The sequence below is a fragment of the Marinobacter sediminicola genome, assembly GCF_031157525.1.
GTDB lineage: Bacteria > Pseudomonadota > Gammaproteobacteria > Pseudomonadales > Oleiphilaceae > Marinobacter > Marinobacter sediminicola.
Map to the genome: position 1 here is coordinate 227,305 of NZ_JAVIXR010000004.1, position 20,156 is coordinate 247,460.

Sequence of the window (20,156 nt, forward strand, 5' to 3'; positions counted from 1 at the left end):
GATTTACTCACCCAAAAATGCTTTTATCCATATCAAGCATTTTCTGGGCCAGCTTTTCTGCATCGATTTTATAAGTGCCGTTTTCCAAGGCTGAACGAATCTGCTCAATTCGCTCATCGTCCATTTCAGGGTAGTCCCCCAGCTTCTGTTCCAGCTGCTTGAGGTTCCTGGCCTGGCTGCTCAGATTCACGTTTTCGCCGCGGGCGCTCTGAGCTTTGGCATTAGCCTGCTCGGGAGCGGCTTGCTTGGCGCTCTGGGTGTTGGCGGACTTATCGGCCGTGGTTCTCTGGGTGTTGACCTGGCCTTGGCCAATTCCATTTAAGTCAACTGACATATCAATACCTGCTTTACGGTTAAGCCACACCTTGTGTGGGCTGACTCTGGTTTATATCCATTTAACGGCTAGTGGCCGATATACTTTAGGATCAATTTATCGAATCTTGTTAACATTTTGTCACACTTCTGATGCCGTCCCGGGCAGGGAGCCACGCCGGCATAAACCTGCCGGCGGAAAGAGTTTGCCATGGGGCGCTACATTGGCACTTCTACATGGCCGGGGGCTGTTACGTTCGCTTTTACCGTGCGAGATGAGCCAAGGTTTTCTATAAGTACCTGTTCGCCCACCGACGCATTGGCCAGAGCCTTACCGCGGGAGCGCACTGAAAAGGCCCCGCGGCGGGCGGTAATGATAACATGGTCGCCCCGGCTGACAGCGTTCGGTGCGTCGAGAAGGTCCGGGGTGAGCACCGATCCGGCATTCACGGGTCGGCGTACGATCATACCTTCAACCATTTGTGAATCGGTTATTATTCCCCGTCGGCTGGCATTAACCACAACAGATCGGGTTTCAAGCATATTACCCGTTACGCGCTCACCTCTTCCGAACGGGCGGGCAGCGACCAGTGCAGGGCCGTTGATGGAAACCGTAGTCGTTACAAACATACGCCAGGGGCGTTCGCCGGCGCAGGCTATCTGAACTGAGGGGTGCTCGCTTTTCCATGGGTCGCCAGTGAACTCTATAGCCAGATCTGCAGAGCAGGGGGCCAGCGCCAGCCTGCTGTCAATGTTGCCGGTTTCGAAGGTGACGTTATAGCCCCTCCCGGCTTGCGCTGCGGCAAAGGTCTCGAGAAGTGCTGTTGTTGCTTCGCGTATCTCGTCGGCGGTTGTTTTCGCCTGTGCCGGGCTTGCAACCGCCGCTACGAGAATGGTCCATACTAAAAGCTGGGTGCGCATATCTGCTGGTTTGTCCTATGCTGTCAGTAATACGGCAAATACCACTGAGAATGCCTAAGGATTGCGGCTTTCCGGCCGTTAAACAGGCCTAACCGCTTGCAGGCGACGTTATTGCGTCGCTCTGACAACTCAACATAATAGAAAGCAAAATGTATGCCGGTGATACAGGCCGGCCAGGGGAGACTGCGATGGCAGGGGTATTGGACAGTGTAAATCAGCGCACGCAGTTGGTCGGGCAGAACCGCCTTGAGCTCCTACTGTTTCGGTTGCGCGGCCGCCAGATATACGGCATCAACGTGTTCAAGGTGAAGGAAGTACTGCAGTGCCCCAAGCTGTATTCCATGCCTAACAGCCGTGCAGTGGTTCGCGGTGTGGCACATACGCGGGGCGAGACCATTCCGGTTATTGATCTTGGGATGGCTATTGGTTTGCCAGGGATACCTCAGGAGGACTTGCCCAATAGCTTTGTGATCATCACTGAGTACAATCGCAAAACCCAGGGGTTTTTGGTCACTGGTGTCGACCGAATACTGAACATGAATTGGGAAGATATTCTTCCTCCTCCAAAAGGGGCAGGGAAGGATATCTACCTTACAGCTGTTACCAAGATTGATGATAAGTTGGCAGAAATCATAGATGTAGAGAAGATTCTTTCTGAGGTGTCTCCGATTAGTGACGATGTGACGGAGGCGGTTCGGAACAAGAGCGCGGAAAGAGAAGCCGGACACCTGCCAATTCTTGTGGTGGATGACTCTGCTGTTGCGCGCCGGCAAATTGAGCGTTGCCTTACAGCCATCGGCATGGAAGTGGTTTTGAGAAACGACGGGAAGCAGGCTCTCGAATATCTCAAGGAAGTGACAGCGGATGGCTCCAAGGCAACCGATCATTTTTCATTGACTATCTCGGATGTAGAAATGCCCGAAATGGACGGGTATACACTGGTTACACGAATCAAAAGTGATCCCGCACTCAGTGGGCTCTTTGTTATGCTCCATACTTCACTGAGTGGTGTATTCAACAAGGCGATGGTTAAGAAAGTCGGAGCTGATGATTTCATGGCAAAGTTCAGCCCGGATGAGTTGGCGGGGCGGGTCATGGAAGTGTTAGATCAGGGCTGAGGCTTTTTCGACAGGTAATTCATACAGAACTGAGATCCAATGAAAGCAGAAATTACCCCACAGGAATATGAAGCCTTCAAGTCGTTCCTGCAGGATGCGTGTGGTATTTTGCTGGGCGAAAACAAGCAGTACCTGGTGAAAAGCCGTTTGCGGCGGATACTGGAAGAGAATGATTTGAATTCTCTGGGTGATCTGCTCGGGCTTTTGAAAAAGTCCGGTAGGGCAAGTCTCAGAGAAGTGGTCATTGATGCAATGACCACCAACGAAACCCTATGGTTTCGTGATAACCACCCGTTCCGTATCCTTCAGGAACAACTGCTCCCCGAGTTTGCCGAGCGCTCCCCGGCAACCCCATTGAGAATCTGGTCAGCTGCCTGTTCTACAGGTCAGGAACCTTACTCGGTTGGGATGATTGTGGACGAGTTTCGGCGTCAGAAGCCCGGGAAATTGCGCAATGTGAAGGTGACTGCGACAGACATCTCCAAAAGCGTGCTTGAAGTCGCCCGCCGGGGTGAGTACGAGATGATCGCTATTGGCAGAGGATTGTCGCCAGAACGTCAGAGAGCGTTTTTTACACCGTCCACCAACGGCGGCTGGCAGATTCGGCCCGAAATCAAAAGCATGGTGGAGTTCAAAGAACTGAACCTCCTTGAGCGGTATATGCTGGGCAAATTCGACATTGTGATGTGTCGTAACGTGTTGATCTATTTCTCTGCCGATCATAAGAAAGATATCCTGACCCGCATACACGCCACCCTTAATCCCGGGGGGTATTTGATTTTGGGTGCGTCTGAATCCCTCAATGGCTTGCCCGATCTTTACGAAATGGTTCAGTGCCACCCCGGAATCATTTACAGGAAAAAATAAGCGATGCCCTTCAACGTATGGGTACTGGTAGCTGCGCAGGCATTGGCCATGTGCACGGCGCCCTTTATTGTGTTTATCGGAAGCATTCAGGGGCGCCTTCTGGCGCCGGCCCCGGAGTACGCAACCCTGCCTGTCGGATTGGTGGTGGTGGGTACTGTACTCGCCATCAAACCAGCCACCTGGTTGATGGAGCGCCTGGGGCGCAAGCGCGTAATGCTGCTTGGAACGTCCATGGGGATGCTGGCGGGCATCCTGGGTGCTCTGGCATCTTGGCTGGCCCTGTTCCCGTTGCTTTGTCTGGCGGCCGTGGTTGGTGGGACGGGGCTGGCAGTGGTGCACCAGTATCGCTTCGCTGCGATGGAATCAGTGCCTGCCAGCATGGCTGGGTCAGCTGCTTCACGGGTTTTGCTTGGCGGGCTTATTGCAGCCTGGCTTGGGCCTGAGATTGCGGCACTAGGCAGTGAGGGCGGAACGGATCATCCTTTTTTCACAAGCTGGCTCGCGCTGGCGGGTGTCCAGTTTGCAGCGCTTGTAATACTGAGCCTGGGTTATCGTGCGAAGAGTGAACTGGTAAGGCCTGTTCATGCCAACGGCGGCGGCCGCCCAATGAAAGACATTCTCGCCAACCCTTTGGTTTGGGTAGCGATCAGCGGTGCGGCGATTGGCTATGCCGTGATGAGTTTTATCATGACGGCAACGCCACTCAGCATGACGGAAATGGCGGGGCATGATCTGGACGATGCCAAGCGTGTAATTCAGTTGCACATCATGGCCATGTATTTACCATCGCTCATCAGTGGTTGGCTCACGCGGGTTGTCGGTATACCGCTTATGATGGCAGCAGGGCTTCTTGCCTATCTTGGGTGTATTGTTCTGGCCGCCAGCGGCATTGAGTTTCACCACTACCTTTCGGCGTTGGTGCTATTGGGTATTGGCTGGAACTTTCTGTTTGTGGGTGGCACTACACTGTTGCCGAGGGGCTATACAGATGCCGAACGGTTCAGGGTTCAAGGTCTGAATGATGTGTTCGTGTTCGGCTCCCAGGCCACTGCGGCTCTATCGGCCGGTGTCATACTTTCATGGGTTGGCTGGTCTGCGCTTGTGATGGTTGCTGTACCGTTCCTGGTAATCCACGGGTTGCTGATGGTGTTCTGGTTAAGTCGAGGGGATGCCAGAGTCACCGAAACCGAGTAGTGCACAGCACTGTTGGATCACACTCAATCAATGGGCAGGTGGCCGGTCTTTACCCAGATAATTGTTTCATGCTCCACAAAAGGGTGGTGCTGGCTCATGTGAGGGCTTCGCATCCATGTACCCTGTGGATAGCGCCCATGGTCATCACAAAACTCACCAGAAATAACGAATATCTCTTCGCCTCCGAAATGTCTGTGGGGCTGAAACTTCTCATTGGCTGGCCACTTAACAAGTGCCACATGCTCGTGCTCAAATTCATGCAGTGGCATTACTTCAAGGCCGCCGATTCCTGGTAGCCAGTCGGTATTTTTTGTATCAATCTGCACTGTTTTAAGATCCCGTTCATTAAACTGGTGCAGCTTTACCAGCAGCGTGCAGCCCAACTGACTGAATGGCGCGTGTCCACTTCCGGGTGGGTTACGTAGGTATGTGCCGGCAGGGTAGTCACCGTTTTCGTCGGAAAATATGCCTTCCAGGACCAGTATTTCTTCACCGAGAGGATGCTCGTGCCGGCTGAATGAAGCGCCCGGGTCGTAGCGTACAATACTGGTTGCGTGGCCTCTTTCTGCCTCCTCTCGGGCAAGCGGCTTTCTGACCACGCCCCCTGCGGGGCTGGGAGACCACTCTTGTTCACCAGTGCGGATGACAACCTTGCGGCCAAAATCCATATTCAGCATTTTGTGCCTCTTTAATAAAAGTCGAGACGTTCATTACGACGCAAAACTACGGGTGGATGGGCGGGTTTGCGGCTATTTGATTAACGCTTGAATATCACGGAAGGCGGGGTGCTTGCAGTGCCCCATCCATTCAAACGCGACCATCTCGACCGTGACAATACGAGCACCGCTCGCACTGAGCCGATCAAGCGCCACGTCCCGATCAAATTCATTCCGCGAGCCCGTTGCGTCAGCAACAACCCATACCTTGTATCCGGCATCAATCAGGCTGAGAGCCGTTTGCATCATGCACACATGGGTTTCGCAGCCAGCAATAATAATATGCTGCCGGCCTTCGGGTAGGCTTTCCACTAATCCGTCGGGGCAGGCGTCAAAGTGGTACTTTGCAAGAGTATGGTGGCAAAGTTCTTTGATGGCTTCCACGTTAGGCCCCAGCTTTTCCGGCAGCTGTTCGGTACCTACAACGGGTATGTTCAAAAGCCCTGCAACGGTTGCAAGGGTTGTGCACCTGTCTACTACATCCTGGCCGTAGGCAATGGCTGGCATCAGCTTCTCCTGAATATCTACCAGCAGAAGAATGGATTGGTCGGGTTTCATTAGCATGGATAGCCCCCAAGCTTGGTTAACATAATGAACAGATTGGAAATGCCATGATACTCCTAACGTGAATAGTGAGCACGTTACTGCCTATTATTGGTGCAAACTGGAAATTTTGCCGGGATTTATCGTAAGGGAGTTGCCAAGCGCCCCTAAAACCATTAAAGTTTGCGCCCTCAAATGAGCGACGATATTGCTGATTTGAAACAGGTTATTGGAGAGGTGGCCGAGTGGCTGAAGGCGCACGCCTGGAAAGTGTGTATACGTTAATAGCGTATCGAGGGTTCGAATCCCTCTCTCTCCGCCAATACTGAACCCCAGCAGAAGTGCTGGGTTTTTTTTTGGGCGTCTCAAAGCCACTTTCTTGCCTCTGCAATCACTGTATTCATTCTATTCGGCAAAGACTGCTCGCGCCGAACTACAAGGTACAGAGTCTCACTGACTGGTTGCGGCAATTGATGGCTTTTGATGGAATTTGGCCGATTGAAGGCCTCAACAGCATGCGCAGGCAATACGGTAAATCCTAATCCCAAGCTCACTGGTTCCAGGATCAAGCCAATCTGGTTCGAGAAGCCTTTCTTTTTGAACAGGTTGCTGTGTTGAAACTGGGGGAAGTTCGCGCTAAGTAGCATGCTGGCATGATGAGCGCCATCAGGGTGATCGATAAAGCCTAGCTGTGTTAATGCTTCCCAGCTTGGGTCAACAACATTTGCAGGCGTGACCAGCAGCAAGGATTCATGTGCAATTGCTTGGCAGCTTACTTTTTCAAGGGTTGGCGCGCTGGTCATGAATCCAATATCGGATTTATAGTCCGCAATAGTCTTTTCAACATCTTTGTTGGGGGCAAACCGGTAATCAATGACCAGTTCAGAATGCTGGCTCTGCAACCCAAGAAGGTGCGGGTAAAGCTTTAGGCCTACGCTTCCAGGCGACATCACCCTGACCAGCCCTTTGTATGGGGGGTCCTCCGCTATTCTTTGATCAAGGCTCGACAGCGCCTGAATGAGTGTTCGCCCTTCAGCGTAAAGGCGTTCACCTGCATCTGTGAGTGAAAACTGCTTACCTTCCCGTAGAAGTAGCGCCACTCCTAATTGATCCTCCAGCTTCCGTATATGCTGACTGACGCCAGATTGGGTCATGTGGAGGCGCTCAGCGGTGCGAGTGAAGTGGCCTGTTTCAACCAAGCTGCAGAAACTTCTTAGCCATGTCGTGTTGATCATTATAGTTTGTACTCATCATGATGGCAGATGATAATTTTACGTAATCACTCTGCGTTTGTAATCTAATGCGAGGTTTAAACAGGAGAGCAGAGCATGAATAACGTATATCCAAGAAACTTTTCACACATTGGGCTTTCAGTCCCCAACCTGGAAGAAGCGGTCAAATTTTATACCGAGGTGATGGGTTGGTATCTGATCATGGAACCGACTGAAATCGTCGAGGATGACAGCCCCATTGGTGAAATGTGCACAGAAGTGTTCGGGAAAGGTTGGGGGAGTTTTCGAATTGCTCATATGTCGACCGGTGACAGGATTGGGGTAGAGGTGTTCCAATTCAGAAATCAGACTAACCCGGAAGATAACTTTGAATATTGGAAAACCGGCATTTTCCATTTCTGTGTGCAGGATCCGAATCTTGAAGAATTGGCTGATCGAATTGTTGCGGCGGGTGGCAAGAAGCGAATGGAAAAGCCGCGGTACTACTACCCCGGCGAAAAGCCTTACCGCATGATCTATATGGAAGACCCGTTTGGTAACATTGTGGAGATTTATAGCCACAGCTATGAGCTGATATACAGCGAGGGTGCTTACTGAGGCCGGCCCCGATGCTAGCATCGCCTCCAGACCAGCAACCGGTTGTTGGCCGGCATTTCGAAGTCGGATTCCAGAACCAGCCCGATCGCATTGCCGGTTCGTTTGAGGTCATCCATATCCCGAATACCCATTTCAGGGTTTCGCTGTTTCAGATGAGTATCAAACTGCCGGTTGCTGGGGCTTGTGAATTGGCCTCCGTAGTTGAAAGGCCCGTACAGGCAGAAGGCTTCGCCCGCATCGAGAATGGCAGCCACGCCCCGGAACATTGCTTCAACCTCAGGCCAGGGCATGATGTGTGCTGTGTTGGCAGAGAAAACACCATTGATTGGCGGGAGTCGCCAGTCAGGCGCGCTGACATCCAGAGGCAAGGGGGTGTTGATGTTGGGCAGGTTCGCATCTTCCAGCCAAGGCATACACAGCTGAGCGTTACTTGGGTGGTCGCTGGGCTGCCATAGAAGGTGCGGAAGGTGCTGGGCAAAATGAACCGCATGTTGCCCGGTACCTGTGCCAATCTCCAATAGGGTTCCAGGCTCGTTGAACACAGTGGCAATCTTTTCGAGAATAACTTGTTTGTTGTTCTCGCAGGCTTGGGAATACGGCTTTCCGTCAGTCATTGGAGGCTCTGATTGGTTATTGGAGGTTCGAGCGTAGACAGATGTTTATATCAGGCCAGCGCCCTTCAGGACAAATACCCCCAAGGTTACGGTGACGCTTGCCATCAGTGTGGTTATTGCAATGATGTTCGCCGCCAATCGGTCATTGCCGCCAAGCGCCTTGGCCATCACAAAGCTTGCAGCTGCTGTCGGACTGGCAAAGAACAGAAATAGCAGCCCCAGCTCAGGCCCGGAGAAACCTGATGCCCAGGCTGCGCCGGTACACAGGGCTGGCAAGAACACCATCTTCATCAGGGATGAACTAAATGCCGTTGAGCTGTCATTGCGAAGGGCGCTGAAGGATACCGTTGCGCCGATGCACAACAAGGCCAGTGGAAGGGTAAGCGATGCAAAATAGTCGCCACTGGTAAGAATCCATTCCGGCAATTGAAGATTAAGCCAGGCCACAGGAACAGCTGCAAATACGGAAAGTATAAGAGGATTGCGAAGTATGTCCTTGAGGATGCGGCGCCACTCCGGAGACTCTCCTGCCTGGTATGCAGTAAGCACAATCACCGAAAGTGCATTGTAAGAAAGGATCACTACGCCCAGCAAAATACTACCAGCAGAGAGCCCGAAGTCTCCGTAAAGGTTTGCCGCCAATGCAAGCCCGACGATGCCGCAGTTACCCCTGAAAGCACCCTGCACGTATACGCCCCGATCAGCATGGGGTACGCGCCAGCGTGCCCAAAGCCATGCAAGTGTGAAACTGGTAAGTGTTGCAAACAGGTAGAAAACGAGAAGGCCAAGGTTAAGGGAGGTGCTTAGATCTGCCTTTATGATGCTGAGAAACACAAGCGTTGGTAGCGTGGCTTTGAAAACCAGTGCTGATGCAGTGTGCACAAAGACGTCGTCTATCCAGCCGATGCGGCGCAACCCAAGCCCGATAAAAACCATAGCGAAAACCGGGAGAGTGGTTGCAAGAGTTTGCTGAAACAGGTTGATCAGGTCCATTGTAGAGCGGCCAGTAAGCTGGAGAGTGAAGGTTCCATGATAGATCTGAAGGAACGTTAATGAAATCGCTTGCCGAAGCCTCTAACGGGTGGGCTATAGTATGGCAAAACCTATAATACAAAGGGCTCAGGCATGAACGTCGTTAATCCCGCGCCGGAACAGCTGCAGAAAGTTTTGGCAGACACTCCAAAAGACCAGCCTGTCGTAATGCTCAACTTGCTACGGTTTCGCGATAAAGCAGATTACTCCGATGATTCTGGCGAGTGCAGTGGGCGCGAAGCGTATCAACAGTATATGAAAGAAGCGGCCGCTTGCGTGAGCGCCGTGGGCGCTGAGGTTATCTGGTCTGGTCGTAGTGTTGGTTCTCTTATTGCTCCGCCCGATGAGTCTTGGGATCAAGTGTTGCTTGTGCGTTATCCGTCAATCGATGCGTTCATGGCAATGATTCAGAGCTCTGAATACAAAGGCGTGGTCAAACACCGCACCGCAGCTTTGAAAGATTCAAGGCTGGTTGCCAATGTGGAAGGCCCGCGCTGAAGCAAAGCCTCAGCCAATAACCCCGGATTCCAATAGCCCCGACTGGCGTATCACCATATAGGTTGCTGTGCCTGCAGCAATAGAGAGCAGGGCATTGCGTCGCCACAGATGAACGATTACTACTAGAGTTCCCGCAAGAATTGCATCAAATCCGGGTAAAGCAGCATCCCAATCAGCCGAACGCTGTAAAAATACCGTAGCCAACAACGCCATAACTGCCGCAGGCAGGAAGCGCCCAAGGTGCTTTACGAGAGGGTGCTCGGTATGGCGTTCGAAAAACAGAAACGGGATGATTCTCGTTGCGAAGGTCGCAGCGGCAGCAACCGCAATGAAGGCTGTGAGATAAACGGTATCAGACATGGCTGTGGCCTTCCGCAGCAGGCTTGGCACGCAGGTTGCGATACTGGAGTAAAAGTACCGCGGTCACTATCGCAATGGCGCCAATGAGTTGGTGTGCAGGTGGCAGTACTATCATGGCTACCCCTGCCGCCGCTGCGCCAACCCATACCGGGAACGCATCCCCCAGTGCCTTGAGCTGTTCAATTGTGAGCACAATGAACAGTGCAACAAGGGCAAATTCGATACCTGTGCTGTCAAACGCCACGTTTCGGCCCAGAAGAGCGCCAAGAATGCAGCCAATGACCCAGTAAACCTGATTGAATGCCGTTATTCGGAAATCAATGTCCAGTTCCTTTAGTGTGTCCTGTGAGCGCGGGCGGCTTGTAAGTAGTGAGTAGGTCTCATCGGTCAGACCAAAAATCAGATAGAGCTTGCGCCAGCCTGCCCGTCGGAACTGCCCGAGCAGAGACAGGCCATAGAAAAGATGGCGGGCATTGAGTACAAACATCGCGATGAATACTTCCAGCAAACCGGCGCTGGCCGCTAAAAGGCTGACTGCAAGAATCTGGCCGGCACCAGCGTAGATGACTACGCCCATCAGTGGTGCTGCCCACCATGCATAGTCCAGCTGGGTTGTGAACAGTACCCCGAAAGCCATGCCAAGCGGGAGGTAGCCAAAAAGAATGGGCAGTGTTAGGCGAAAAACCAGAGAGTTCATTAGCATCCAAACGTTCTGAAAGTGAAGGATGATAGAGAATCGATCCGAATTTTGAAAGTGGGTATAGTGGCCTCAACAGGAGATACTATGAATCATGAAGCCGGGCACCAGCCACAATCCGATCCCCGTGAGGAAAAGTTCATTGTAGACAATGAGTTGTTAACGGAGGATCAATTGCTTGGCTTGGCAGAAGAGTACTGTACTCGCTACCATGGTCTAAACGATAACGAAAACCCCATGGCAGAACTGAGCCGCGTACAGGCTGCTATCAAGGAGGGTGATCTGGTGGTGTGGTTTGATCCGGTAGAGAACACTGCCGGGCTTGGCGTACCGGAATGAGCACTCAGCCTCAAAGAGTATTTCGGTTTGCACCTACCCGGGGGCGACCGTAACCGGTACAATCGCGCAGTTCTTTGAAGCGGTTTGCGAGGTGAAATTTGATCAGGGTATTGGTTGTAGATGACCATGAGCTGGTTCGTTCCGGGATAACCCGGATGCTCGCGGACGATCCCGATATAGATGTTATTGGCCAGTCCCCATCCGGAGAAGACGCCATCGACTTCGTGCGTAAAGAACGCCCGGATATCGTATTAATGGACATTCGGATGCCAGGCATTGGAGGCTTGGAAGCTACCCGACGCATTCTGAGAATCGACGACACTATCCGAGTGATCGTGGTAACTGCCTGCGCAGACGATCCCTATCCAGCCCGCGTAATGCAAAGCGGTGCCTCCGCCTACATCACCAAAGGTGCGGATATTCGGGAAATGGTTCGCGCTATTCGTATGGCTCATTCTGGTCAGCGCTATATCAGCCCCGAAATCGCCCAGAAAATGGCCCTGAAGCAATTAGGTGGCGACAAGGAAGAAGAGGGCGAACTATCGCTGTTTGATCGTCTGTCTGAGCGCGAGATGCAGATAGCCATGATGGTCGTGGACTGCCAGAAGGTGCAGGATATTTCAGACAAACTCTGCCTTAGCCCGAAAACCGTTAACAGCTACCGTTATCGGATTTTTGAAAAGCTGGAGATCTCCAGCGACGTTGAGTTGGCCCTGATGGCAGTAAGGCTTGGGTTGCTCGATGCCCACAAGGTCTGACCCCTCCGGTGAGAACAGCGAAGGGTTTGATAGCAAGCACTTCCTGAAACAGCTAACCGAACGGCCCGGCGTCTATCGAATGTATGACGATGCCGGCGCTGTTCTGTATGTCGGCAAAGCCGGTAATCTGAAAAAGCGCGTTAGCAGCTATTTCAGAAAAACCGGCCTGGCGCCCAAAACGGAAGCCTTGGTCGCGAAGATCGCCTCCATAGAAGTCACTATTACCGGCAGCGAAACAGAGGCTCTGTTATTAGAGCAGAACCTTATCAAGTCTCTGCGCCCGCCTTACAACATCCTGCTGCGGGATGATAAGTCTTACCCTTATATCTATGTGTCTGCCCACAGTGATTACCCCTCGCTGACTTTTCGGCGCGGGCGCACAAAAAAGGGTGGTGGCACCTGGTACGGGCCATTTCCCAGCTCCGGCGCGGTCAAGGAGAGCCTTAATGTATTACAAAAGGTTTTCCGTATAAGGTCATGTAGTGAAAGCTATTTTCAGAACAGATCGCGCCCCTGCCTTCAGTATCAGATCAACCGGTGTACGGCGCCGTGTGTGGGGTATATTTCGCCAGAGGACTATCTGCAGGACATCCGTCATGCCACCATGTTTCTCGAAGGCAAGAACCCGGTCATTATTCGTGATTTGATGGACGCCATGGAATCGGCTGCCAAAGGCCTCGAGTTCGAAAAGGCTGCAGCCTACCGTGACCAGATCAATCATCTGCGCCATGTACAGGAACAGCAATCGGTGGATGGCGAAGGCGGAGACGCGGATGTGGTTGCCATTGCGCAGGATGCTGGCGTTGTGTGTGTTGTGGTCATTATCGTCCGTGGCGGCCGGGTTTTGGGTACCAAGGATTACTTTCCCCGCTATTCTCTCGAGCAGTCAGAAGGCGAGCTGTTAAGCGCATTCCTCGGCCAGTATTATTTCGGGGGCAACACGCGCCGGGAAATCCCCAAAGACGTGTTGGTTCCGGTGGAAGTTGATGGACAGGAATTGCTGGCTCAAGCGCTTTCCGATGCAGCCAATCGGGAGACCCGCATTCGTGGTAATGTTCGCGGAGAGCGCCGGCGATGGCTGGAACTGGCAATGACCAATGCCCGGCAAACACTGCTTACCCATATCGCCAGCAAGGAAACCGTTTACCGTCGTTTGCTGGCACTACGAGACATGCTGGAACTGGCGGAAACGCCGTCGCGAATGGAATGTTTTGATATCAGCCACAGCCACGGCGAACACACAGTCGCATCCTGTGTTGTTTTCGATGAGAATGGCCCCCTAAAAAGCGACTATCGGCTGTATAATATTGAAGGCGTGAAGGCAGGAGATGATTACGATGCCATGCGCCAGGTGTTGACCCGTCGGTATCGCCGCATGGTGGCAGGTGAGGGCAAGCGCCCGGATCTCGTGTTTATTGATGGTGGCAAGGGGCAGTTAGGCATTGCCCGGGAAGTATTTGATGAGCTTGGGGTTTCTGACATCCCCCTTATCGGTGTGGCCAAGGGCGTAACCCGGCGCGCAGGTATGGAGCAGTTGATCGATGCGATGACCGGTGATGTGTTCCGTGTACCTGCCGATTCTCCGGCGCTGCACCTGATCCAGCACATACGGGATGAATCCCACCGTTTTGCGATTACCGGGCACCGTAAAGGGCGCGACAAGAAGCGCCGCCAGTCTACCCTGGAAGGTATTGAAGGAGTTGGCCCCAAAAGGCGCCGGGAGCTGATTCGGTATTTTGGTGGTATACAGGAACTACGCAAAGCCAGTGTTGATGAGATGACCAAGGTTCAGGGCATCAGCAAATCATTGGCTGAAAACATATACGCAGCATTGCATGACGAGTAATAACCGTATGAATTTACCGAACCTGCTCACACTCTCCCGCATCATCATGATTCCGGTCTTTGTGGCGGTGTTTTATCTTCCCATGCATTGGAGCTATATGGTCAGTGCAGCAATTTTTGCGCTGGCTGCGGCAACGGACTGGTTGGATGGTTATCTTGCCCGCAAGCTTAACCAGAGCACGCCGTTCGGCGCGTTTCTCGACCCGGTTGCTGATAAATTGATGGTAGCAGTGGCATTGGCGATGTTGATTCAGGAATACTCGGCAATTTTGCTGACCATTCCAGCCACGGTGATTATTTGCCGTGAAATTGTGATTTCCGCCTTGCGGGAATGGATGGCTGAAATCGGCAGCCGGGCAAGTGTTGCTGTGTCTTATATCGGCAAGATTAAAACCACTGCGCAGATGGCGTCGATTGTTGGCTTGCTGGCATTCCCCCCTGGCCAGCTGCTCTCAGATATTGCCGTGGGGCTGTTGTATATCGCCGCCATATTAACCCTCTGGTCTATGGGGCTGTATATCAAAGCTGCGTGGCCAGATCTGTTCCCTGAGAACGACTAGCTCGGGTTGGCGTTGCAGTTTGTTGCCCAGGCAATTAGCTCATTTGCAAGCTGCTCTCCCGCGTTACCAAAGGCTAGTACCACTGCCTCAATGCTCGTGTCTTCAGCCGGTGTAGATACAGTGAAGCTGTTTGAGCACAGAATTGCCTGTGACCGGTTATCAACCAACTGCCCATATACCGATAGGGTTACCCGAGCGCTGTCACCCTGATTGATCGCATGGAAGGCGTTGATTTCTGTTGAGAGGCTTAAATCTGCACTGCCTGGAGCAGGGTCCATGACCACATGCTGAAAGCTTGCGCTGGCCCTGAATGCACCTGCCAGCATGTCCCTCACTAAGATCGGTACCGTATCTCGCCATCGCACTCCCCCATACACCCTGAACTCCCACGGAAGAGGTTTTGCCAGAATCCGCGAGCTGTTGTATGGGTCGGATGCCATCGGGGTATCAATTCGCAGGCTTTCAGACCTGCTGGCGGTGTTGCCGTTGAGTGTATGAGGGGTGGGAAAGACCATAACCCTCGGCGCTTCTGGTACAGGAAATACCGTACAAGCGGCCATTGAGCCTGAAATCGCCAACGCGATACCCGCAGCCTTAAACTTCTGTATAACTGAACGGCTCACCGGGACACCTCCTTGATTGTTGGGGCACCTAAGAGAGTACCCCTGGGGTCTTCTTCCAGACGGCGGGTAAATTGGTTCAGGTTTCTCAAGGTGCCACGAAGTTCTCTAAGTGCAGGCGCTAGTTCGCCCATTCCCTGGAGCCCTGAATCCAGAGCGCCTTCGTTCTTTTTGGTTAAATCGTCGATACGCACAACCGCTTCCTGAACTCGGGTCATGGCTGAGTTCATACTGGTTAGCACCGATTTTGCTTCATTCTGCAACAGAGCGTTGGCGTTATCCGACACCCTGGACACCTTCAGTGCGGCTTCAGCAGCACGCTGACTTGCATCATCCATCCGTGCTAGCAGGGCCACCAACTGTTCACGGCTGCCTAACAAGGATTCACTGGCTTCGCGGGTGTTGCGGAAAATCGCTGTCAGGTTCTCGGTGTTTTCGTTCGAAAGCAGCGTGTTTGCGCTGGTAAGCAGTTGTTCCGCCTTGGTCAGTATTGCTTCACCATTGGTCAGTAAGCTTTTAAACGCTGAAGGTTCGGCGGTAATCTGCGCCGGATTGGTTCGGGTGCCAATCAGCACCGGGCTATCTTTGCTGCCCCCGCTGAACTGCACGCTCATACTGCCCGCAATGTTGGCCAGCACCAAACCCGCGCGGGTATTTTCCCGTACAGGAACTGTCTGTTCGACGCGAACCAGAACCCGCACATGGCCAGGGTTGTCCAGATCCAGTTTTAGCTCCAGTACATCGCCCACGGCAACGCCACTATAAAGAACCGGGTTACCCTTGGAGAGACCACCCACCGCTTGATCGAATACAATTTCGTAGTACGACCACTCGCGATCTGCAGAGGATTTTGCCAGCCACAATGCGAACAACAATGCCGCGACCACCGCGGTGAGCGTAAATAGCCCGATTATCAGATGGTGTGCTTTTGGTTCCATAGCCTCTTACTCCGGTAACCGGCTCGTATCTAGAGCACGAAATGCGTAACTGGCGGCCCGCCCGCGGGGGCCCTGAAAATAGTCCTGAATCCATGCATCGTCTGTAGCGGCAACGTTTTCGATGGTGTCTGCCACCAGAACCTTCTTTTGTGACAGCACCGCCACTCGATCGCAGGTTGTATACAGCGTATCCAGATCGTGGGTGACCAAAAACACAGTCAGCCCTAACGCATCCCGGAGGGTAACGATCAGCTTATCAAACGCGGCCGCGCCAATAGGGTCGAGCCCTGCAGTTGGTTCATCCAGGAACAAAACTTCCGGATCCATCGCCAGCGCCCGAGCCAAGGCAGCGCGCTTGACCATGCCTCCAGAGAGTTCCGATGGGTACTTAAGGGCAGAATTCGCCGGAAGGCCCGTTAAGGCGAGCTTCATGCGGGCAAGCTCTTCTGCATCCGGGCGGGACAGGTCGCAGTGCTCAATCAATGGCAAGGAAATATTCTGAAGGAGATTCAACGAGGTGAACAGCGCGCCTCTTTGGAACAAAACGCCAAACCGTTGCTCGGTTTTCGAACGTTCTACTGCGCTGAGCTCACCGAGATCTTTCCCAAAAACCCGTATACGGCCAGCCGAAGGCTTAAGTAAACCTACGATGCTTCTCAGGAGTACCGATTTACCCGTTCCTGAGCCGCCTACAACGCCCAGAATTTCGCCTTTGACGAGATCCAGATCCAGGTTTTTGTGGACAACATGGCTGCCAAACCGGTTATCAAGCCCTCGCACTTCAATAACCGGCGCAGGGCGACTTTTGGTTTCGTGAATGATTGGCTCTGCCATGGTTTACCAGCCCATTTCCATGAAGAAGAGTGCAGCTACCGCATCGAGAAGAATAACCATAAAAATCGACTGCACCACGGCGGAGGTGGTGTGAATACCAACGGATTGAGCGCTGCCGCCAACCTTGAACCCTTCCAGGCAGCCAATGGCCGCGATCAAAAAAGCAAAAATTGGCGCTTTCGACATGCCTACAAGGAAGTGCTTGAGTGCAATGTCACGTTCTACAATCGCCATGAATTGAGTGGGAGAAATATCGAGAGCAAGCGCGCAGACCATGCCACCGCCGACCAAGCCGGCGATAACGCCCACAAACGTCAGAATAGGCAGGCTGACCATCATGGCCAGAATTCGTGGAATAACGAGTAATTCAACCGGATCCAGCCCCAAGGTGCGGATAGCATCCAACTCTTCGTTTACCTTCATGGCGCCTATTTGGGCAGTGAAGGCGCTGGCTGTTCGGCCTGCAAGCAAAATGGCCGCAAGTAAAACGCCAAACTCGCGGAAAAATGAGAAGGCGACGAGATTGACGGTGTAGATTGTAGCGCCAAAATCTTTGAGAACCGTGGCGCCCAGGAAGGCGACTACGGCGCCAACCAGAAACGTAAGCAGAGCAACAATTGGAAGTGCGTTGAGCCCGGTATTCTGAATCGCCGCGACGAACGGTGTGACACGCCAGCGACTGGGTCGCGGCAGAATAACCACCAGCGTTGCGATAATCTGCCCAACAAATCCGGACAACAAGTAAGCCAGGTGCCAAACGGCCGCAACTCTCTTGCCAGTCTCGGTGAGAAACTCAACAACCGGCGTAAGACCTTCAGGCTCAGGGGGTGGCTCTTCTCGCATTGCATCTGCCACTGCATACAGAAGTGCACGTTGCTCCCGGGGCAGGGTTGTCGGGGTGTGGTCATCCCGTTTTGTCAGCGCAATGAGAGTGTTCGGCCCCAGCAGGGTGGCCAGAAGCGATGCACCGGCTGTATCAACTTGCCCCAGACCTTTCAGGTCGATTCGTTCTGCGGCCCACTGTTGGCCTGAACTGGCCTCAATATGCTTCTTGAGTGCTTTATAGTCAGCCAGAGTCCAATCGCCCTGAACAAGCAGGTAGCCATTCTCACTCGCCAGAGATCCTGGCCGACCGTGATGCGATGAGGGCTTTTCATGTTCCGGGGAACTGGCACTGTTGGGCACGGGTGTCAGAATTCCAAAGGTTGGTTTATTAGCTTACTAGCTTAGAGTCTGTGAACGCTATCTGCCAGTAGCTTACGGTCTTCCTTATCATGGCTGGCCAGCACAATGAGTGTACCCCGAGCTTTCTCTTCTAGCAGCAATTGTCGAAGAAGATGCCGCGCATCGCTGTCCAACCCCGTAAGTGGTTCATCAAGAAGCAGTATCGGCTTTTGGCGCAGCAACGCCCGTAATAAGGCTACACGCTGCCGCTGGCCTCCAGAAAGGTCTCCGGGTAAGCGCTTGCCAAAACCTTCAAGACCAACGCTGTCCAGTCCCTGTTCGATAGCCTGCTGATCCTCGGATGTGAGTTTTAGCCCCGGGTGGATGCCAAGGCCAATATTCGTCTCAACATTGAGGTGTTCAAACAGGTTGTGCTCCTGGAACACGCTAGTGATTGGTCGTTGCCAGGGTGCGCGTTGGCGCAGGCTTTCGTCCTGCCAAAGGATGTCGCCGGATTGTGGTTCAAGAAAACCTGCCAGCAGGTTCATCAGTGTGGACTTGCCCGATCCGCTGGCGCCGTGAATCGCAATGCACTGCCCTGGCTCCACGGTGAAATGAAAATTCCATGGAGATTCCTGATCCGGGTATGCAAATACCAGATTTCTTACTTCAAGCATGTTCAGGCTCCGGAACACGTCTGGGTGATGTAGTCGCCAAACCGGTTTTGTGTAACGGTGATCCCAACCTGTTAAAAACGCTAAACAGCACGAGCAAAAGCAACACAAGCCAGAGCCCGGTGGCGGCTGCGGCATCCATTCTGTAACTGCCAAGCTGCTGATACAGCAACACTGGCAGGGTAGGTTGGCCCGGGGTGCCGAACAGCGCAATAACCCCGAAGTCGCCCAGCGATAAGCCTGTGCCGTAGGCCATGGCTAAAGCCAATGGCTTGCGCATTCTTGGCCAGTGCAGCCATCGCCAGCGATACCAGCCCAGCACGCCAAGCTGATCTGCTTGCTGGCGGCTGGCGGAGTCGAGGCTCCCCAGTGGGCCTTTGAGCATCTGCAATACAAAGGGCAGAGCCATCATCGCGTTGATTAGCGTAACCAGCACCAACCCTTCACTTGAGCTGCCAAGGCTAGGGCGGAAAAGTAGAAACAGGCCTGTGCCGAGAACCAGCGGTGGAATAATTAGGGGTAAATACGCAGCTACATCAGTTAATCGGGTGATAGCGGGTCTCTTCGACGTTGTTCCGGAAGCCAGAATCAGCAGGGCTGCGCATACAGACATCAACCCGGCGGGCAGGGCGATTGCCAGGCTTCTCACTGTGGCGTCAAGTAAGGCTGGATTGACCGAGAAGCTGCCTTGCGGGAAGAAAGCACTGCCCATGCCGGGTAGCCCTCTAGTCAAAATGGCCAAAAGCGGCATTACCAGAAAGAGCACAAACAATCCGAGGACGGTGCCATCTGCCAAGCGCGCTTGGAGGGAGCTGCCTGCTTTGGTTCGGTGCGACGCAACGCGCCTGTCTGGCAGTAGAGAAGCCGTAAGCCCGCGGCGGGCTGCCAGCCACCAGAGGAACCCGCAAATAATAAGTTGAACCATGGCAAGAAGTGCTGCCTGGCCGGAATCGAATTCGAATCGCAAAGACTGATAGATGGCAACTTCAATGGTGGTTGCCGCTGGGCCGCCGCCCAAGGTCATCACTATGGCAAAGCTGGTAAAGCACAATGTGAATACCAACGCCGCAACACCAGGCAAGACAGGCTTGATGGCAGGCCACTCCACCGCTCGCCAATACCACCAACGGCCAAGCCCGAGCTGGGCGGCAACCCTGAGTTGTGATGGCGGCGCGCCTTCAATGGCCTGCAACAGAATCCGTGCGGCCAACGGCGCGTTGAAAAACACATGGGCCAGCACAATGCCGTTGATGCCGTAGAGGTTCCAGGAAACGCCAAGCCAGTCGCTGGAAAAGCCAGTGAGCCAACCCTGGCGCCCGTACACGCTAACTAATCCAGACACCGCAACAATCGAAGGGAGCACCAGGCTCAGCTCCATCAACCGAAGCAGAACAGCACGCCCCGGAAACGCAGGTTGTCTGGCGAGGATTCTGGCAATCGGAATAGCCACAAGAAGACTGAGTAAAACAGAAAGAAACGCCTGCCAAATCGTAAAGGTAACCACGGTTCGCAAATAGCGGCTTTGCCAGAGTTGGCTGATATCCGGTAGTGAAGCCTCCCAGATAAGCGCGCCCAGCCCCGCCACCGAAAGCAGCACCAGCGCACTGGCGATCGTAAGCCCGGGCCAGAGCTGCCAGCCGGGGCGACTGAAAGGTGCGGGCCGCCCGGGTGTCGAGGGCATAGGTAACCCGTGTTGCTGGCGCTTAGCGAGGTTGTTCATGGT

Annotated in this window: 24 protein-coding genes and 1 tRNA gene; 10 read left to right on the forward strand and 15 right to left on the reverse strand. The window is 53.4% G+C overall.

Annotated features, from left to right (window positions below; all coding sequences use genetic code 11):
* Positions 1-7: 7 nt before the first annotated feature.
* Positions 8-334: a flagellar biosynthesis anti-sigma factor FlgM gene (gene flgM / locus RG807_RS07875; protein WP_309044398.1), complete on the reverse strand. Its 327-nt coding sequence runs from the start codon at positions 332-334 to the stop codon at positions 8-10.
* Between the two features lie 197 nt (positions 335-531).
* A complete protein-coding gene (gene flgA / locus RG807_RS07880; protein WP_309044399.1) occupies positions 532-1,233 on the reverse strand; it encodes a flagellar basal body P-ring formation chaperone FlgA in 702 nt (233 codons plus the stop codon).
* Between the two features lie 188 nt (positions 1,234-1,421).
* On the opposite strand from flgA, the gene RG807_RS07885 reads away from it, so the two are divergent.
* The 3 genes from RG807_RS07885 to RG807_RS07895 are packed head-to-tail and all read left to right on the forward strand — an operon-like array spanning position 1,422 to position 4,412.
* Positions 1,422-2,351, forward strand: coding sequence for a chemotaxis protein CheV (locus RG807_RS07885; protein WP_309044400.1), 930 nt, complete (start codon positions 1,422-1,424; stop codon positions 2,349-2,351).
* A gap of 39 nt (positions 2,352-2,390) precedes the next feature.
* A complete protein-coding gene (locus RG807_RS07890) occupies positions 2,391-3,218 on the forward strand; it encodes a CheR family methyltransferase (protein ID WP_309044401.1) in 828 nt (275 codons plus the stop codon).
* 3 nt (positions 3,219-3,221) lie between these two features.
* Positions 3,222-4,412 carry an MFS transporter gene (locus RG807_RS07895; protein WP_309044402.1) on the forward strand — a complete coding sequence of 397 codons (1,191 nt, stop codon included), beginning with the start codon at positions 3,222-3,224 and terminating at the stop codon, positions 4,410-4,412.
* A gap of 23 nt (positions 4,413-4,435) precedes the next feature.
* On the opposite strand, the gene RG807_RS07900 is transcribed toward RG807_RS07895, so the two are convergent.
* Both RG807_RS07900 and RG807_RS07905 read right to left on the reverse strand, forming a co-directional pair.
* Positions 4,436-5,089 carry a cupin domain-containing protein gene (locus RG807_RS07900; protein ID WP_309044403.1) on the reverse strand — a complete coding sequence of 218 codons (654 nt, stop codon included), beginning with the start codon at positions 5,087-5,089 and terminating at the stop codon, positions 4,436-4,438.
* Between the two features lie 72 nt (positions 5,090-5,161).
* Positions 5,162-5,692: a hydrolase gene (locus tag RG807_RS07905; RefSeq protein WP_309044404.1), complete on the reverse strand. Its 531-nt coding sequence runs from the start codon at positions 5,690-5,692 to the stop codon at positions 5,162-5,164.
* 210 nt (positions 5,693-5,902) lie between these two features.
* On the opposite strand from RG807_RS07905, the gene RG807_RS07910 reads away from it, so the two are divergent.
* A tRNA-Ser gene (locus RG807_RS07910) sits at positions 5,903-5,993 on the forward strand.
* A gap of 43 nt (positions 5,994-6,036) precedes the next feature.
* Here RG807_RS07910 and RG807_RS07915 read toward each other — a convergent pair.
* Positions 6,037-6,906 carry a LysR family transcriptional regulator gene (locus tag RG807_RS07915; protein WP_309044405.1) on the reverse strand — a complete coding sequence of 290 codons (870 nt, stop codon included), beginning with the start codon at positions 6,904-6,906 and terminating at the stop codon, positions 6,037-6,039.
* A gap of 93 nt (positions 6,907-6,999) precedes the next feature.
* Between RG807_RS07915 and RG807_RS07920 the strand changes: the two genes are divergently transcribed.
* Positions 7,000-7,500 carry a lactoylglutathione lyase family protein gene (locus RG807_RS07920; protein ID WP_309044406.1) on the forward strand — a complete coding sequence of 167 codons (501 nt, stop codon included), beginning with the start codon at positions 7,000-7,002 and terminating at the stop codon, positions 7,498-7,500.
* 14 nt (positions 7,501-7,514) lie between these two features.
* Here the strand turns inward: RG807_RS07920 and RG807_RS07925 are convergent, their stop codons facing one another.
* Positions 7,515-8,114, reverse strand: coding sequence for a DUF938 domain-containing protein (locus RG807_RS07925; RefSeq protein ID WP_309044407.1), 600 nt, complete (start codon positions 8,112-8,114; stop codon positions 7,515-7,517).
* A gap of 45 nt (positions 8,115-8,159) precedes the next feature.
* On the reverse strand, positions 8,160-9,107 hold the full coding sequence (locus RG807_RS07930; protein WP_309044408.1) for an AEC family transporter: 948 nt from the start codon (positions 9,105-9,107) through the stop codon (positions 8,160-8,162).
* A gap of 132 nt (positions 9,108-9,239) precedes the next feature.
* Between RG807_RS07930 and RG807_RS07935 the strand changes: the two genes are divergently transcribed.
* Entirely contained in the window at positions 9,240-9,644 is a 405-nt protein-coding gene (locus RG807_RS07935; RefSeq protein WP_309044409.1) for a DUF1330 domain-containing protein, read from the forward strand.
* 9 nt (positions 9,645-9,653) lie between these two features.
* On the opposite strand, the gene RG807_RS07940 is transcribed toward RG807_RS07935, so the two are convergent.
* Positions 9,654-10,004 carry a branched-chain amino acid transporter permease gene (locus tag RG807_RS07940; RefSeq protein ID WP_309044410.1) on the reverse strand — a complete coding sequence of 117 codons (351 nt, stop codon included), beginning with the start codon at positions 10,002-10,004 and terminating at the stop codon, positions 9,654-9,656.
* The gene (locus tag RG807_RS07945; RefSeq protein ID WP_309044411.1) at positions 9,997-10,701 is read right to left on the reverse strand and encodes an AzlC family ABC transporter permease; all 705 of its coding nucleotides are present in this window, start codon (positions 10,699-10,701) and stop codon (positions 9,997-9,999) included. Before RG807_RS07945 ends, RG807_RS07940 begins: the two co-directional genes overlap by 8 nt.
* Before the next feature lie 87 nt (positions 10,702-10,788).
* Between RG807_RS07945 and RG807_RS07950 the strand changes: the two genes are divergently transcribed.
* The 4 genes from RG807_RS07950 (at position 10,789) to pgsA (ending at position 14,203) form a co-directional block, all read left to right on the forward strand.
* Positions 10,789-11,040 (forward strand): hypothetical protein, encoded by a 252-nt coding sequence (locus RG807_RS07950; RefSeq protein ID WP_309044412.1) that lies wholly within the window; start codon positions 10,789-10,791, stop codon positions 11,038-11,040.
* Positions 11,041-11,138: 98 nt separating this feature from the next.
* Complete coding sequence (gene uvrY / locus RG807_RS07955) at positions 11,139-11,798, forward strand: UvrY/SirA/GacA family response regulator transcription factor (protein ID WP_309044413.1); 660 nt, start codon at positions 11,139-11,141, stop codon at positions 11,796-11,798.
* Positions 11,782-13,644 (forward strand): excinuclease ABC subunit UvrC, encoded by a 1,863-nt coding sequence (gene uvrC / locus RG807_RS07960; protein ID WP_309044414.1) that lies wholly within the window; start codon positions 11,782-11,784, stop codon positions 13,642-13,644. The genes uvrY and uvrC overlap by 17 nt, the downstream gene beginning before the upstream one ends.
* Positions 13,645-13,651: 7 nt before the next feature.
* Positions 13,652-14,203, forward strand: a complete 552-nt coding sequence (pgsA, locus tag RG807_RS07965; protein WP_298449479.1) for a CDP-diacylglycerol--glycerol-3-phosphate 3-phosphatidyltransferase — start codon at positions 13,652-13,654, stop codon at positions 14,201-14,203.
* On the opposite strand, the gene RG807_RS07970 is transcribed toward pgsA, so the two are convergent.
* From RG807_RS07970 to thiP, 6 genes are read right to left on the reverse strand one after another with little or no spacing between them, the layout of a single operon-like run.
* Positions 14,200-14,826, reverse strand: a complete 627-nt coding sequence (locus RG807_RS07970) for an ABC-type transport auxiliary lipoprotein family protein (RefSeq protein WP_309044415.1) — start codon at positions 14,824-14,826, stop codon at positions 14,200-14,202. The genes pgsA and RG807_RS07970 overlap by 4 nt on opposite strands.
* On the reverse strand, positions 14,823-15,761 hold the full coding sequence (locus RG807_RS07975; RefSeq protein ID WP_309044416.1) for an MlaD family protein: 939 nt from the start codon (positions 15,759-15,761) through the stop codon (positions 14,823-14,825). Before RG807_RS07975 ends, RG807_RS07970 begins: the two co-directional genes overlap by 4 nt.
* A gap of 6 nt (positions 15,762-15,767) precedes the next feature.
* Complete coding sequence (locus RG807_RS07980; protein ID WP_309044417.1) at positions 15,768-16,595, reverse strand: ABC transporter ATP-binding protein; 828 nt, start codon at positions 16,593-16,595, stop codon at positions 15,768-15,770.
* A 3-nt stretch (positions 16,596-16,598) separates the two neighbouring features.
* Positions 16,599-17,780, reverse strand: a complete 1,182-nt coding sequence (locus RG807_RS07985) for an ABC transporter permease (protein ID WP_309044418.1) — start codon at positions 17,778-17,780, stop codon at positions 16,599-16,601.
* A gap of 41 nt (positions 17,781-17,821) precedes the next feature.
* Complete coding sequence (locus RG807_RS07990; RefSeq protein ID WP_309044419.1) at positions 17,822-18,436, reverse strand: thiamine ABC transporter ATP-binding protein; 615 nt, start codon at positions 18,434-18,436, stop codon at positions 17,822-17,824.
* On the reverse strand, positions 18,429-20,114 hold the full coding sequence (thiP, locus tag RG807_RS07995) for a thiamine/thiamine pyrophosphate ABC transporter permease (RefSeq protein ID WP_309044420.1): 1,686 nt from the start codon (positions 20,112-20,114) through the stop codon (positions 18,429-18,431). The genes RG807_RS07990 and thiP overlap by 8 nt, the downstream gene beginning before the upstream one ends.
* Positions 20,115-20,156: the final 42 nt, after the last annotated feature.

Excerpts from the sequence above, each read along its gene's own strand:
- RG807_RS07920 (WP_309044406.1), top strand. The coding sequence starts at position 7,000 with ATGAATAACGTATATCCAAGAAACTTTTCACACATTGGGCTTTCAGTC.
- uvrC (WP_309044414.1), top strand. The coding sequence starts at position 11,782 with ATGCCCACAAGGTCTGACCCCTCCGGTGAGAACAGCGAAGGGTTTGAT.
- RG807_RS07890 (WP_309044401.1), top strand. The coding sequence starts at position 2,391 with ATGAAAGCAGAAATTACCCCACAGGAATATGAAGCCTTCAAGTCGTTC.
- RG807_RS07975 (WP_309044416.1), bottom strand. The coding sequence starts at position 15,761 with ATGGAACCAAAAGCACACCATCTGATAATCGGGCTATTTACGCTCACC.
- RG807_RS07940 (WP_309044410.1), bottom strand. The coding sequence starts at position 10,004 with ATGTCTGATACCGTTTATCTCACAGCCTTCATTGCGGTTGCTGCCGCT.
- RG807_RS07925 (WP_309044407.1), bottom strand. The coding sequence starts at position 8,114 with ATGACTGACGGAAAGCCGTATTCCCAAGCCTGCGAGAACAACAAACAA.
- RG807_RS07930 (WP_309044408.1), bottom strand. The coding sequence starts at position 9,107 with ATGGACCTGATCAACCTGTTTCAGCAAACTCTTGCAACCACTCTCCCG.
- pgsA (WP_298449479.1), top strand. The coding sequence starts at position 13,652 with ATGAATTTACCGAACCTGCTCACACTCTCCCGCATCATCATGATTCCG.
- RG807_RS07935 (WP_309044409.1), top strand. The coding sequence starts at position 9,240 with ATGAACGTCGTTAATCCCGCGCCGGAACAGCTGCAGAAAGTTTTGGCA.
- flgM (WP_309044398.1), bottom strand. The coding sequence starts at position 334 with ATGTCAGTTGACTTAAATGGAATTGGCCAAGGCCAGGTCAACACCCAG.
- RG807_RS07915 (WP_309044405.1), bottom strand. The coding sequence starts at position 6,906 with ATGATCAACACGACATGGCTAAGAAGTTTCTGCAGCTTGGTTGAAACA.
- RG807_RS07990 (WP_309044419.1), bottom strand. The coding sequence starts at position 18,436 with ATGCTTGAAGTAAGAAATCTGGTATTTGCATACCCGGATCAGGAATCT.
- RG807_RS07980 (WP_309044417.1), bottom strand. The coding sequence starts at position 16,595 with ATGGCAGAGCCAATCATTCACGAAACCAAAAGTCGCCCTGCGCCGGTT.
- RG807_RS07945 (WP_309044411.1), bottom strand. The coding sequence starts at position 10,701 with ATGAACTCTCTGGTTTTTCGCCTAACACTGCCCATTCTTTTTGGCTAC.
- RG807_RS07885 (WP_309044400.1), top strand. The coding sequence starts at position 1,422 with ATGGCAGGGGTATTGGACAGTGTAAATCAGCGCACGCAGTTGGTCGGG.
- flgA (WP_309044399.1), bottom strand. The coding sequence starts at position 1,233 with ATGCGCACCCAGCTTTTAGTATGGACCATTCTCGTAGCGGCGGTTGCA.
- thiP (WP_309044420.1), bottom strand. The coding sequence starts at position 20,114 with ATGCCCTCGACACCCGGGCGGCCCGCACCTTTCAGTCGCCCCGGCTGG.
- RG807_RS07905 (WP_309044404.1), bottom strand. The coding sequence starts at position 5,692 with ATGCTAATGAAACCCGACCAATCCATTCTTCTGCTGGTAGATATTCAG.
- RG807_RS07900 (WP_309044403.1), bottom strand. The coding sequence starts at position 5,089 with ATGCTGAATATGGATTTTGGCCGCAAGGTTGTCATCCGCACTGGTGAA.
- RG807_RS07895 (WP_309044402.1), top strand. The coding sequence starts at position 3,222 with ATGCCCTTCAACGTATGGGTACTGGTAGCTGCGCAGGCATTGGCCATG.
- RG807_RS07950 (WP_309044412.1), top strand. The coding sequence starts at position 10,789 with ATGAATCATGAAGCCGGGCACCAGCCACAATCCGATCCCCGTGAGGAA.